This window comes from Mycolicibacterium phocaicum (assembly GCF_010731115.1).
Taxonomy (GTDB): Bacteria; Actinomycetota; Actinomycetes; order Mycobacteriales; family Mycobacteriaceae; genus Mycobacterium; species Mycobacterium phocaicum.
Window position 1 is genome coordinate 61,166 of the sequence record NZ_AP022616.1, and the last position, 13,423, is coordinate 74,588.

General features: G+C 66.0%; 10 protein-coding genes and 2 pseudogenes. 7 read left to right on the plus strand and 5 right to left on the minus strand.

Going from position 1 to position 13,423, the window contains the following annotated elements:
* Position 1 precedes the first annotated feature (1 nt).
* Together G6N46_RS00325 and G6N46_RS00330 are read right to left on the minus strand one after the other, a co-directional pair.
* Positions 2–2,131 (minus strand): Rv1355c family protein, encoded by a 2,130-nt coding sequence (locus G6N46_RS00325; protein WP_138249889.1) that lies wholly within the window; start codon positions 2,129–2,131, stop codon positions 2–4.
* Positions 2,131–2,847, minus strand: coding sequence for a hypothetical protein (locus G6N46_RS00330; RefSeq protein ID WP_138249888.1), 717 nt, complete (start codon positions 2,845–2,847; stop codon positions 2,131–2,133). The genes G6N46_RS00325 and G6N46_RS00330 overlap by 1 nt, the downstream gene beginning before the upstream one ends.
* 542 nt (positions 2,848–3,389) lie before the next feature.
* On the opposite strand from G6N46_RS00330, the gene G6N46_RS00335 reads away from it, so the two are divergent.
* Positions 3,390–4,613 (plus strand): IS110 family RNA-guided transposase, encoded by a 1,224-nt coding sequence (locus tag G6N46_RS00335; protein WP_174814100.1) that lies wholly within the window; start codon positions 3,390–3,392, stop codon positions 4,611–4,613.
* 22 nt (positions 4,614–4,635) lie between these two features.
* Here the strand turns inward: G6N46_RS00335 and G6N46_RS00340 are convergent.
* Positions 4,636–5,825 (minus strand): annotated as a pseudogene (locus G6N46_RS00340) (IS3 family transposase); the annotation flags it as partial.
* 346 nt (positions 5,826–6,171) lie between these two features.
* Here G6N46_RS00340 and G6N46_RS00345 point away from each other — a divergent pair.
* The gene (locus tag G6N46_RS00345; protein ID WP_135357327.1) at positions 6,172–6,624 is read left to right on the plus strand and encodes a MaoC family dehydratase; all 453 of its coding nucleotides are present in this window, start codon (positions 6,172–6,174) and stop codon (positions 6,622–6,624) included.
* Between the two features lie 51 nt (positions 6,625–6,675).
* On the opposite strand, the gene G6N46_RS00350 is transcribed toward G6N46_RS00345, so the two are convergent.
* Positions 6,676–7,872: an acyl-CoA dehydrogenase family protein gene (locus G6N46_RS00350; RefSeq protein ID WP_061005215.1), complete on the minus strand. Its 1,197-nt coding sequence runs from the start codon at positions 7,870–7,872 to the stop codon at positions 6,676–6,678.
* Positions 7,873–7,998: 126 nt separating this feature from the next.
* Between G6N46_RS00350 and fabG the strand changes: the two genes are divergently transcribed.
* The 5 genes from fabG to G6N46_RS00375 all read left to right on the plus strand — a co-directional run bounded on the left by fabG (position 7,999) and on the right by G6N46_RS00375 (position 13,311).
* Entirely contained in the window at positions 7,999–8,736 is a 738-nt protein-coding gene (gene fabG / locus G6N46_RS00355) for a 3-oxoacyl-ACP reductase FabG (protein WP_138249887.1), read from the plus strand.
* Positions 8,737–9,957: an acetyl-CoA C-acetyltransferase gene (locus G6N46_RS00360; RefSeq protein WP_138249885.1), complete on the plus strand. Its 1,221-nt coding sequence runs from the start codon at positions 8,737–8,739 to the stop codon at positions 9,955–9,957.
* Positions 9,954–11,147, plus strand: a complete 1,194-nt coding sequence (locus tag G6N46_RS00365) for an acyl-CoA dehydrogenase family protein (RefSeq protein WP_061005218.1) — start codon at positions 9,954–9,956, stop codon at positions 11,145–11,147. The genes G6N46_RS00360 and G6N46_RS00365 overlap by 4 nt, the downstream gene beginning before the upstream one ends.
* Complete coding sequence (locus G6N46_RS00370; RefSeq protein ID WP_061005220.1) at positions 11,131–11,814, plus strand: GntR family transcriptional regulator; 684 nt, start codon at positions 11,131–11,133, stop codon at positions 11,812–11,814. Before G6N46_RS00365 ends, G6N46_RS00370 begins: the two co-directional genes overlap by 17 nt.
* 153 nt (positions 11,815–11,967) lie before the next feature.
* Positions 11,968–13,311, plus strand: a complete 1,344-nt coding sequence (locus G6N46_RS00375) for an MFS transporter (protein WP_064860725.1) — start codon at positions 11,968–11,970, stop codon at positions 13,309–13,311.
* A 28-nt stretch (positions 13,312–13,339) separates the two neighbouring features.
* On the opposite strand, the pseudogene G6N46_RS28400 reads toward G6N46_RS00375, so the two are convergent.
* Positions 13,340–13,420 (minus strand): annotated as a pseudogene (locus G6N46_RS28400) (deazaflavin-dependent nitroreductase); the annotation flags it as partial.
* Between the last annotated feature and the right edge of the window lie 3 nt (positions 13,421–13,423).

Consider the following 13,423-nt stretch of genomic DNA (forward strand, 5'->3'; position numbering starts at 1 on the left):
CTTAACCTGCGCTGACCTCAAAGGCGGTGCTCCTGCGGCTGGGTACCGAAGCTGGTGGCGCATCGGATATTCGGAGCGCGAGGACCACCGTCTCGTCCGGCCCTTTGCTGGTCAACGCGTGGAATGTGTCCTGTAGTCGGCGGAGTTCGTCGGCGTACTTGCCGGACAGTTCGCCGAGCTCGGTTCCGGTGTGGGCGTAGAGAAACGGCGGCGACATCGGCTGCACGGTCAGGCCCGCGTCCTGCGCCGCCATCCACACGGCGACCACGGCGGCACCGCCACGGGCGAAGTCGCTCAGCGCCGCGCCTCGGACCAGAACGGTGACGATCGCACTGCTGGAACGCATGCGATCTCTTGTGTCGTCCCCGAGGACGGAGCCGGCATCCCAGTCGTCGAGTGCGGCGACGACGTCGGCCCGGCGCAGCAGGGGCAGTACGGCCAGATCGCCGGAAGCGAGCCCCAGGGAACGGACGTCGATGCCGAAGTCCGAGTCGTCGTCGCCGGGCCAGCGCAGTTCCGAGATCATCTCGCGGTGCAGGGTGGGGGTGAGGTAGCGGATCCGGTCGGCGTCGGCGAAGACCGTTGCTGCGCGTGCGATCTCGTCATGGTCGACCATGGCGTGCACACGTGCGTCGTGTTGCTGTGCCACCCGTGACAATGTCTCGGTCACCTCGGGTGGCAACGGTGCTCCCGTACCGCGGTGGCGGTTGGTCTCACGCACGAAGATCCCTGGGTACCACGCTGCGAGCTCAGGGTCGGCGCCAGGCCGCAGCCGGAGGGCGATCTGCAGCGGGGCTTCGCCGTCGGGTTCGGTGTATGCCACGTCGGCGGCAAAACCGTTGGCGGCGGCAGCAACTCGGGCGTTGAATGCCGCGGCTCCGATGGCGACCGCGCTGCCCCGGAAGCCGACGTCCATGGTCGACGTGCGCGCGGGATCGATGCCTATGACGACGCTGTCGGCGGTCGCCGCAATGTGCCAGGGCTGGGAATTGCCGCCTGACGGGGCGCGGATCGCGGCGGCGACCGCGGCGTCGACGACCTGGCCGAGACCGGTGGCGACCGCAGGGGACGGCGGCAGGGCGCCGTCGGCAGGTGGGTCCGCGCGGGTGGGTTCGGCCAATTCGCCGAGCAGACCGCCGATGTCGACCTGGGTGCGCCCCGACGCCAGCGGTTCGTCCAGCCCGATCCGGCGGATGGCTTCCAAAACTGTTGCCGCTCCGACGGTTACGTCGCCGACGAGCTGTGGCCAGGCCGACAGCGTGCGGCCCACCTCGAGTAGGGACGCACCCATTCGCGGCGAAACTCTGGCCGGGTCGAAGACCTGCATGAGGTACGGCAACTTCTGGGCGATCGGCAGGCCCGCCATCGCGTCGGGGTCGATGTCGCCGAGCAGTCCGTGGAAGACCGGGCGGGTGGGATCGATGTCGAAGCGTTCGACGTCGATCAGCCCGCGGTCGCTGGTGGCCATCAGCACCGGGATCCCGCGGGCGCGGGCGCCGTGCCGGAGGTGCAGTTTCATCTCCAACGAGTCACATTGCTCGACCAGTACGTCGAGCCCGTCGAGGAACGGCGCGAGGGCGTCGGCACTCAGTCCGGCGGACGAATGCCGGACGAGGAGGTAGGGATCGAGTTCGGCGATCCGGCGCATGGCGGCGGTCGCCTTGTTGAGGCCGATGTCGAAAACCGTTGCGGGAATGCGGTTGAGATTGGACACGCCCAGCGTGTCGAAATCGGTGAGCCGCAGCTCGCCGCAGAACCCCGCTACGGCGAGCGAGTGAGCGATGAGGTGGCCCGAGCTGAGTCCGACGATGCCGATGCGGAGGCGGCCCAGCCGGTCCTGTTCGCCGCTGGTGGCCAGATGCCGGTTGCGGTCCAGACGCAGTCGGCGATACGACCGCGGTCCCAGCAGCTTCAGCACCGTCGCGCGCCACGGGTAGTAGACCCAGCGGGCGGGCTCGTCGAGGAGATCGGACGTCGGTGCCGGCCGGAGTTCGGCCAGCGCGGCGAACTGGTCGGCCCAGGTGTCCACGGTGTTCACCGTCGGGTCGCGCAGCAGCGCTTCGAGGGATTCCGCGTCGGCGGGGTTCTGCGGGTCGAGGATCGAGATGTGGTTAGCGTCCACAGCTGGCATCAACCGGCGACCAGCCTGGTTGATATCGCGTCGATCTCGTGCAGCGCCTTCGTAATCTGCTCCGGCTGAGAATGATTGACCATGGTCCGTCGATCCCACCACATCATCTTGGTGCGGTAGCGCTCGTCCGGGTACGGCGTGGCCGGAATGGGCGCCACCACGCCGCCACCGGATTTCCACAATTCCAGGACGTGCTGGGCTGCCGTGGCCATCACGAACTGCACGCCCATGACGCTGGTGGCGTGATAGGCGGTGCGGGCCAGGAGATTCGTGATGGCGTGCTGGCTGGTCCGGTTGTCGGAGACCCACGCCGTTTTCATCTCCATGACGCCAAAGGGCACCCGGTCGTTGATCATCTTGCGCACCATGGCCAGTCCGGGCCGGCCGGCCCACTCGACCACGGCATGAGAATCATCGGCGCCGCCGAGCGGGGCTTTGGCACGCAAGCCGCCGACCATGTTGCCGCCGCGGTCCAGGACCGTCCAGAATAGCGCGGTGTCGGCACCGCCGCGGATCGCGGCAGCGTCGACGACCGCTTCGACGCCGTGCCGGCGATAGCTTTGCTCCGCCGCATCCACGTAGCGGTTCCAGAGTTCCGGGTCGGTGTGGGGTTGCGACAGCACCACGCTGCAATCGGTATCGGTGTCGAGCCAGGCGATGTTTTCGGGAAAGCGAATATCGACGTTGGATTCGTATTCGACATACTCCACCGACATCGTTGCCCCATTCGTTTCGAGCAGTCACTGCAACGTCAGTTGGCAGTCGGTTGCGGTAAACGCATCTCGCGCGGACTGCATTCCCTAATTCAGTATCGGGGTTGTTGGGGGGCCTTGCCCCCATGTAGTGGACACGGGATTTGTGGTTACGCGGCTACTGGCAGCGTAGCCGGTGTTAGGGTCCTAATCGTTTAGTAGGGATGGATTACCGGTCCTGATGACCGGGGTTTGTTCCTGACGGGGTCTGTTGCCAGGTGATGCCTGATGTGTCCCGTCGTTCGACGACTTACGAAAGAACGGCGCGCCTGGCAGCAGACCCTGTTCGGTGGTGGTGGGATTCCGTTGCCCGAGCCTGCCGCAGGGTTGACTTCCCGATGATGGTTCCCGAGCTTTGAGCTCTTCGATAGAACGAAGTCCTGCGGTGCGCTGGAGTCACGGACGGCTAGTGAGATGACGGACCTTTGAGTCCCACGATTAGGGCGCCGCGTGAGTCCACCGGTAACGGCACGACCACAGATCGAAGGAGTGAGACAACATTGGGTTTGTATTGCGGAATCGATTGGGCCACAGCCCATCACGATGTCGCGGTGATCAACGATGAGGGCAAGGTGGTGGCCCGCGGCCGGGTCAACAACGACGCCGCCGGGTTCACCGCCCTGCTGGCCCTGCTGGCCGAGGTCGGTGACAGCGCTGAGCATCCGATCCCGGTCGGTATCGAAACCGACCGCGGCCTGTTCGTGGCAGCGCTGCGGGAAACCGGCCGGGTGATCTACCCGATCAACCCGCTGGCCGCGTCCCGCTACCGGGCCCGGTACTCGGTGTCGGGCGCCAAATCCGATGCCACCGACGCGGTGCTGCTGGCCAACATCATCCGCACCGATCCCACCGCGCATCGCGCGTTGCCGGCCGATACCGAACTGGCCCAAGCGATCCGGGTCCTGGCCCGCGCCCAGCAGGACGCGGTGTGGGCCCGCGGGCAGGTCGGCAACCAGATCCGTGATCTGCTCAAAGAGTTCTACCCCGCCGCGCTGGTGGCGTTCGACGGCCTCGACGGCGGGCTGGCCCGCCCCGATGCCCGGGCCATCCTGACCGCGGCGCCGACCCCGGCCCAGGCCGCCAAGCTGACCCCCGCCAGGTTGCGCCGGCTGCTGATCAAAGCTGGCCGCCAGCGCTACCTCGACCGCGACGTGACACGCCTGCGTGAGGTGTTCGGCGACACCTACCTGCACCAGCCGGCGGTGGTGGAAAACGCGATGGGCATTCACCTGACGGCGCTGCTGGGCCAGTTCGACGCGGCCTGCGCCGCGACCGATGCGTTGACCGAGGCGGCGACCGCCCATTTTGATCAGCACCCGGACGCCGCGATCATCACCAGCTTCCCCGGGCTGGGGATGCTCGCCGGTGCCCGGGTGCTCGCCGAGATCGGTGATGACCGCACCCGGTTCCCCGACGCCCGCGGCTTGAAAGCGTTCGCCGGATCGGCGCCGATCACACGAGCCAGCGGCAAGAAAACCGTTGTCCTGCACCGTCATATCAAAAACCGGCGACTCAACGCCGTCGGGCCGATCTGGGCCCTGGCCTCGCTGCGCGCCTCCCCAGGAGCCCGCCGGCACTTCGACGCCCGCCGCGCCGCCGGAGACTGGAACCACCAAGCCCAACGGCACCTGTTCAACAAATTCCTCGGCCAACTGCATCACTGCCTGCACACCGGCCAGCTCTACAACGAACATCAAGCGTTTCCACCTCCACTCCCGGCCGCGGCTTGACTTTTAACTTCGTGAGATGTCTTTCGTAGGTCGCAGTGCTGGAATAGCGGCACCGGGAGTGCCGTCGTTTGGTGTTGTAGCGAGCCAGCCAGCGGAACACTTCGCGGCGGCAGGTAGCAGCGTCGGGCCAGTGGCTGCGGTCCTGCAGGATCTCGCGTTTGAGGGCGGCGTTGAACGATTCGGCCAGCGCGTTATCGGCACTTGACCCGACGCCACCCATAGACTGGGTGACCTCCAAGTCACGGCAGAGGTTCGCGAAATCCCTTGAGGTGTACTGACTTCCGTGATCTGTGTGGAACACTGCACCGGTCAGGGAGCCGCGCAGCGCCGCAGCGGCTTTGAGGGCATCTTCGACCAGTTCGGTGCGCATGTGCTCGGCGATCGCCCACCCCGCCACCCGTCCGGAGAAGCAGTCGATCACGGTCGCCAGATACAGATTCGAACCGCTTGCCAATGGCAGGTAGGTGATGTCGCCGACGTACTTGACGTTGGGTGCCGCGGCGGTGAAGTCCCGGTTGAGCAGGTCCGGGACTTTCTGTTTGGCCGGATCCGGCGTGGTGGTCTTCACCCGTCGCCGGCGGCGGTAGCCGGCGATCCCGGCACTGCGCATGACCCGGGCCACCCGCTTGTGGTTGACCCGCTCACCGTCGGGTGCACCGTCGTTGAGTTCAGCGGTGATCCGCGGCGCCCCGTAGGTGTTGTCCTCATCGTGCACGGTGCGGATACGCGCGGCCAGCGCCTTGTCAGCGGCCTGGCGGGCGGCGCGTCCGTCGGCAGCGGCCAACCAGGCGTAGAACGATGAACGCGCAACCTCGACGACTGCGCACAGCCACTTCACCTCGAAGGTGTGCAGGTGGTCGGCGACGAACTGGAAGCGGCTCACCAGTTCGTCTCCCCGGCGAAATACTTGGCCGCCGACCGCAGAATGTCACGCTCGGTAGACAACCGAGCCTCCGTGGCGCGTAACGCCTTGTTCTCGGCCCGTAGCCGGGCCAGCTCCTGCTCTGGGGTCTCAACGCCGGGGCTCGGCTGTGCTGCTGCGGTGGGGTTGCGGTGCCTGATCGGCACCCCGGCGGCTTTGCACCACGCTGAGAGCGTCACACCGGAGATGCCGAGTTCGTCGGCGATCTGCGTGATCGTGGCGCCCTCGGTGTCTCGGTACAGCGCTACCGCGTCCCGTTTGAACTCGTCAGGGTAATTTTTCCTTGCCATCGTGGTGGATCATCTCGCTTCCCCCGCCAACCTTGCGGGATTCAGCGTGTCCAACACACGGGGTCAAGTCCCGGGGTCCTGCAGCCAGCTAGTGGTGAAACGTTGTCTGTCGACCTTCGGCGTGCCGAAGAATTGACCGAAACGAGTGTGCTGGCGTGAAGGACGTCGGCAATCCCGGAGATAGCTATTTCTGCAGGTTAGCCTAGACGATGCTCGAGGATGGCGAACTTTGAGTGGCTAAGTACGTGACATCGGCCCAAAATCTGAGCATTGTGCCGCCCTGACGGACGGGTTAGAAGTATTAGCGGTGCGGGCCGGGAAGCGGCCGCGCCCGAGAGGAGTGAGCGTGAAGGTCTTCGCCAATCTGTCCGAGTTCGTCGCAGCAGCAGGTAGTCAGCTTGGGCCGACGGAGTGGATGGAAATCACCCAGGACCGGGTGAATCTCTTCGCCGACGCCACCGACGATCACCAGTGGATTCACGTCGATCCGGAGCGCGCCGCCGCGGGCCCGTTCGGCGGCACAATTGCTCACGGTTTGCTGACGCTTTCACTGCTACCGCATTTCATGCACCAGCTCTATCGCGTCGACAACGTCGCATTGGCCGTCAATTACGGTTATAACAAGGTGCGATTCATCACACCGGTCAAGGTCGGAGCAAACGTTCGGGCGGGTGCGGTCATTTCGAAAGTCGACGAGCTGGACGGTGCCGTTCAGGCGACCGTGACAGTAACCGTCGAAATCGAGGGATCGGATAAGCCGGCGGCCGTGGTCGAGTCGATCGTGCGAATCATCGGATGATTGCTGGAGGCGGCCAGGTGAGAGCGCGGACCGCCAGGTCGCGCGGTCGCGTCAGCGGCCCGCAGCCGAGCGCTGTGCCGCCTTCACCAGGCCGCCACCGATGATCAAACGCTGAATCTCGCTGGTGCCCTCGTACAGCCGCAGCAGACGCACGTCGCGGTAGATCCGTTCGACGGGCACGTCGCGCATGTACCCGCTACCGCCGTGCACCTGCACGGCCAGGTCGGCGACCTTGCCGACCATCTCGGTGCAGAAGAGCTTCGCGGCGGACGGCGCGATGCGTCGGTCCGTGCCGCTGACCCACATTTGCGCGGCATCACGGACCAGGGCGCGACCGGCCATGACGCCGGTCTGCATGTCCGCCAACATCGCCTGGACCAGCTGGAATTCGCCGATTGCGGTGCCGCCCTGGGTGGCGGTCGCGGCGTATGCGACCGACTCGTCGAGCGCGCGTTGCGCCGCGCCCACCGCCACTGCGGCGATGTGCACCCGTCCCCGGGCCAGTGACGTCAGCGCGGCGCGGTAGCCGATGTCCTCATTGCCGCCGATGAGGGCATCCGGACCGACCCGCACATCGTCGAACGTGACGTCGGAGGTCCAGGCCCCTTCCTGGCCCATCTTCGCGTCTTTCGGTCCGACCACGACGCCGGGAGCGTCGGCGGGGACCAGGAACACCGCGATGCCGGGTCCGTCGGCGTCGGCCGGCCGGGTCCGGGCGAACACCACGAACAGATTCGCGGTGGGCGCGTTGGTGATGAATCGCTTGTGGCCGGTGATGATCCAGTCGTCCCCGTCGGCCACGGCCTTGGTGCGCAGGCCCGCCGGGTTGGAACCGGCGCCGGACTCGGTCAACGCGAACGATGCCACGCAGTCGCCACTGGCGATCGGTTCCAGCCAGCGCTGCTTCTGGGTGTCGGTGCCGAAGCCGACCAGCACCTGACCGGCGATGCCGTTGTTGGTGCCGAACATCGAGCGGACGGCCAGCGTGGTGTAGCCCAACTCCATCGCCATCTCGACGTCCTGGACGAGATCGAGCCCGAGGCCGCCCCATTCCTGGGGGATGGCATAGCCGAACAGGCCCATGTTCTTGGCCTGATCCCGGATGTCGTCGGGCACCCGGTTCTCGGTCATGATCTCCAGCTCCCGCGGCACCACCGCGGTACGGACGAACTGGCGGGTCGCGTCGAGAATGTCGCGGAAATCCTGATCGCTGACTTCTGCGACGGGGGAACCGGTGGGTCCGGCCATGTGGGGTCTCCTTGCGCAACACGACGGTGCTTCTGGTTTGATGCAAGAAATATCATATTTTATGTATGAAGCTGGTCGTCGGGTGCTGCGATGACCGGTTCAGTCGATCAGGAGGAGTGCACGACCATGCCGCTGCTGGACGGACGTATCGCGGTGATCACCGGCGGAGCCCAGGGGATCGGATACGCGATCGCGGAACGCTTCATCGCCGAAGGCGCCCGCGTCGTGATCGGCGACCTGAATCTCGAGGCGACCGAGGCGGCTGTCGCCAAGCTCGGCGGCACCGACGTGGCCAAGGCCGTCCGGTGCGACGTGACAGCTGCCGCCGACGTGCAGGCGCTGATCGACGCCGCCGTCGCATGGGGTGGCCTCGACATCATGGTCAACAACGCCGGCATCACCCGCGACGCCACCATGCGCAAGATGACCGAGGAGCAATTCGACCAGGTCATCGCCGTCCATCTGAAAGGCTGCTGGAACGGCACTCGGTTGGCGGCCAACGTGATGCGGGAGGCGAAAAGCGGTGCCATCATCAACATCTCGTCGATCTCGGGCAAGGTCGGCCTGATCGGCCAGACCAATTACTCCGCCGCGAAAGCCGGCATCGTCGGCCTGACCAAGGCGGCCGCCAAGGAAGTCGCCCACCTCGGGGTGCGGATCAACGCCGTGCAGCCGGGTTTGATCCGGTCCGCGATGACCGAGGCGATGCCGCAACGGATCTGGGACCAGAAGCTGGCAGAGATCCCCATGGGCCGGGCCGCCGAACCCAGTGAAGTGGCGTCGGTGGTCACATTCCTGGCATCGGACATGTCCTCGTACATGACCGGCTGCGTCCTGGAAATCACCGGGGGACGGCACATCTAGATGAAGCCCACCACCCCAGTCATCTGCGAACCGGTACGTACCCCGATCGGCCGCTACGGCGGCATGTTCAAGTCACTGACCGCGGTCGAGCTGGGCGTTGCGGCGCTGCGGGGCCTGTTGCAGCGCACCGGGATTCCGGCCGAGGCGGTGCAGGACGTCATTCTCGGGCACTGTTACCCGTCGAGTGAGGCGCCGGCCATCGGCCGCGTGGTGGCGCTCGACGCCGGGTTGCCGGTCACGGTTCCCGGCATGCAGGTCGACCGGCGCTGCGGGTCGGGACTGCAGGCCGTCATCCAGGCGTGCATGCAGGTCGCCAGTGGCGCAAACGATCTCGTGATCGCCGGTGGCGCCGAGTCGATGAGCAATGTCGCCTTTCACTCCACCGATATGCGCTGGGGCGGCTCGCGCGGCGGCATCACCGTCCATGACGGATTGGCGCGTGGCCGGACCACCGCCGGTGGCAAGAACTACCCGGTGCCCGGCGGGATGCTGGAGACCGCGGAGAATCTGCGCCGGCAGTGTGCGATCTCCCGCGTCGAACAGGACGCGCTGGCGGTGCGGTCGCATCAGAAAGCCGTTGCGGCACAGCGCAGTGGCGTGCTGACCGACGAGATCGTCCCCGTGATGGTGGCATCCCGCACGGGCGACCAGAAGATCGACACCGACGAGCATCCCCGCGCCGACACCACGGTCGAAGCGCTGGGCAAGCTCAAACCCGTTCTGGGCAAGAATGATCCGGATGCCACCGTGACGGCCGGAAACTCCAGTGGGCAGAACGACGCGGCGTCGATGTGCGTCGTGACCACTCCCGAGCGCGCGGCCGAACTGGGGCTGGCGCCGCTGGTGCGGCTGGTGTCGTGGGGTGTGGCCGGGGTGCCGCCGAACGTCATGGGCATCGGACCGGTGCCGGCCACCGAGGTCGCACTGGCCAAAGCCGGCCTGGCTCTTGCCGATATCGATCTGATCGAACTCAACGAGGCCTTCGCCGCGCAGGCGCTGGCGTGCACCCGGGAATGGAAGTTCACCGACGGGGACTGGGAACGCACGAACGTGCGCGGCTCGGGTATCTCGCTCGGCCATCCCGTCGGCGCGACGGGCGGCCGGATGCTCGCGACCCTGGCCCGCGAACTGCACCTGCGGGATGCCCGCTACGGCCTGGAAACCATGTGCATCGGAGGCGGCCAGGGGCTGGCCGCTGTCTTCGAAAGGGTGGCATCGTGACTCGTCTCGCCCAGACCGCCGGCCTCACCGAGGTGCAGCGCGAAATCGTCGCCACCGTGCGGCAATTCGTCGACCGGGAGATCATTCCCGCGGCCCAGGAGCTCGAGCACTCGGACTCCTACCCGCAGGCCATCGTCGATCAGATGAAAGACATGGGCCTGTTCGGCCTGATGATCCCGCAGGAGTACGGCGGGCTCGGTGAGTCGCTGCTTACGTACGCGCTGTGCGTCGAGGAACTGGCCCGCGGCTGGATGAGCATCTCGGGCGTCATCAACACCCACTTCATCGTCGCGTACATGATCCGCCAGCACGGCACCGACGAGCAGAAGCAGCGTTACCTGCCCCGCATGGCGACCGGCGAGGTGCGCGGCGCCTTCTCGATGTCCGAGCCGGAGCTGGGTTCCGATGTCGCGGCGATCCGCACCAGGGGTGTCCGGGATGCCGACGGTGGCTACACCATCACCGGGCAGAAGATGTGGCTGACCAACGGTGGCAGCTCGACTCTGGTTGCGGCGCTGGTGAAAACCGATGAGGGCGCGGACAAGCCGCACCGCAACCTGACCGCGTTCCTGGTCGAGAAGCCGACCGGCTTCGGCGAGGTCAAACCCGGCCTGACCATCCCGGGCAAGATCGACAAGCTGGGCTACAAGGGCATCGACACCACCGAGCTCATCTTCGACGGCTACCGCGCCGGCGCGGACGACGTACTCGGCGGCAAGCCGGGTGCGGGCTTCTTCCAGATGATGGACGGTATCGAGGTCGGCCGGGTCAACGTGTCGGCGCGGGCCTGTGGTGTCGGTATCCGCGCCTTCGAATTGGCGGTGCGGTACGCCCAGCAGCGGGAGACGTTCGGCAAGCCGATCGCCGACCACCAGGCCATCGCCTTCCAGCTCGCCGAGATGGCCACGAAAGTCGAGGCGGCGCATCTGATGATGGTCAATGCGGCGCGGCTCAAAGACTCGGGGGAGCGCAACGACGTCGCGGCAGGCATGGCGAAATACCTTGCCAGCGAGTTCTGTTCGGAGGTCACCCAGCAGAGCTTCCGGATCCATGGTGGCTACGGCTACTCGAAGGAGTACGAGATCGAACGGCTGATGCGGGACGCGCCGTTCCTGCTGATCGGCGAGGGCACCAGCGAAATCCAGAAGACCATCATCAGCAAGAGCCTGCTCAATGAATACCGCATCTGAACCCGAATTCGCCGCGCCCGCACAGCTTTCGCACGACGTGGCGCGTTACGTCCGCCGCCGGATCTTCAACGGCACCTTCCCGGCGGGGGAGTATCTGCGGCTCGACCAGCTGGCCACCGAGCTGGGTGTCAGCGTCACCCCGGTCCGGGAGGCGCTGCTGAACCTGCGGGCCGAGGGGCTGTTGGTGCAGCACCCGCGACGCGGCTTCATGGTCCTGGAGGTCACCGCCCGCGATGTCTCCGATGTGGCCATGGTGCAGGCGTTCGTCGGCGGGGAACTCGCGGCCCGCGCCGCCGAGAACATCACCGCGGCCCAGGTTTCGGAACTCACCCGGATTCAAGACGCGCTTGAGCAGGCCTACCAGCACACCGATGTCGACCGCATGGTGCAGCTCAACCACGAGTTCCATCGGCTGATCAACGTCGTCGCCGACTCACCCAAGCTGACCCAATTCATGTCCGGCATAACCCGTTACGCGCCTGAAGCCGTGTTCCCGACACTGGAGGGCTGGCCGGATCTGTCGATCCGGGACCACCGCCGGGTGATCGCCGCACTGCAGGCCGGCGACGGTGAAGCGGCCCGAACGGCGATGGCCGAACACTTCGAGGTCGGGGTGGCCCCGCTGACCGAGCACCTCTGCGCACGCGGGGTCATCCGCGAGGGCTGAAGTCCGGTGAGCCGGTGTCGCGCGGGGGTACGGTCTGTGTGAATCTGTGAATCGTGCAAGGAAAACGGCGCTGTGGCCAGATCCCGTTCCTTGGCGTCGGTTCGCCGCAATGATGTGCCCACACCCGTTCGTTGCCGACCGTTGGAGAGCAGCATGACCGCACTGACCGAGGACACGCCGACGCCGTCGGGCCGCGCCGCGACCCGGCGCGCCATCTGGAACACCATCCGGGGATCGTCGGGCAACCTCGTCGAGTGGTACGACGTCTACGTCTACACCGTCTTCGCCACGTACTTCGAAAACCAGTTCTTCGACAAGGCCGACCAGAATTCGACGATCTACGTGTACGCGATCTTCGCGGTCACGTTCGTCACCCGGCCCATCGGATCGTGGTTCTTCGGCCGCTTCGCCGACCGCCGGGGCCGCCGCGCCGCACTGATGGTCAGCGTTTCGCTGATGGCCGCCTGCTCGATGGTGATCGCCCTGGTTCCCTCGCGGGCGAGCATCGGCGTCGCCGCACCGATCATCCTGATCATCTGCCGGCTGGTGCAGGGGTTCGCCACCGGCGGTGAGTACGGCACGTCGGCGACCTACATGTCGGAGGCGGCGACCAGGGAACGCCGTGGGTTCTTCTCCTCGTTCCAGTACGTCACCCTGGTCGGTGGGCACGTGCTGGCCCAATTCACCTTGCTCATCATCCTCACGGCGCTGAGCACCGCGCAGGTGAGCGAATTCGGTTGGCGCATAGGCTTTGCGGTCGGCGGTGTCGCGGCGGTGGTGGTGTTCTGGCTGCGCCGCAGCATGGACGAGTCGCTGTCCAAGGAGACCCTCGAGGCGATTCAGGAGGGCAAGGAGCCCCATGCCGGTTCGATATGGGTGCTGTTCTCGCGCTATTGGAAGCCGTTGCTGCTGTGCTTCCTGATCACGCTCGGTGGCACCGTCGCGTTCTACACGTACAGTGTCAACGCGCCGGCGATGGTCAAGGCGACCTACAAGAACCAACCCATGACCGCGACCTGGATCAACCTGCTCGGACTGATCTTCCTGATGCTGATCCAGCCGATCGGCGGAATGATCAGCGACCGGATAGGCCGCAAGCCCCTACTGCTGTGGTTCGGCTTCGGCGGGCTGGTCTACACGTACGTCCTCATCACCTATCTGCCGCAGACGCACTCGCCGATCATGTCGTTCCTGCTGGTTGCCGTCGCATACGTCATCCTCACGGGATACACCTCGATCAATGCGCTGGTGAAGTCCGAACTGTTCCCGGCCCACGTGCGGGCCCTCGGCGTCGGCGTCGGCTACGCGCTGGCCAATTCGATTTTCGGCGGTACCGCACCGCTGATCTACCAGGCCCTCAAGGCCCGGGGCGACGTGCCGCTGTTCATCGCCTACGTCACCGTCTGTATCGCGGCGTCGCTGCTGGTGTACCTGTTCTTCTTGAAGAACAAGTCCGACACCTACCTCGACCGCGAGCAGGGCAGCGCCTACCGCTGAGAGTTCGACGGCTTGCGTGATCTCCGGATCAGCCCAGCGGATCGAACCGGAAGACCGCGAGTCTGCCTGCCAGCGAATCGAATTCATCGGGCGTGCCCTCGGTGACCATGCT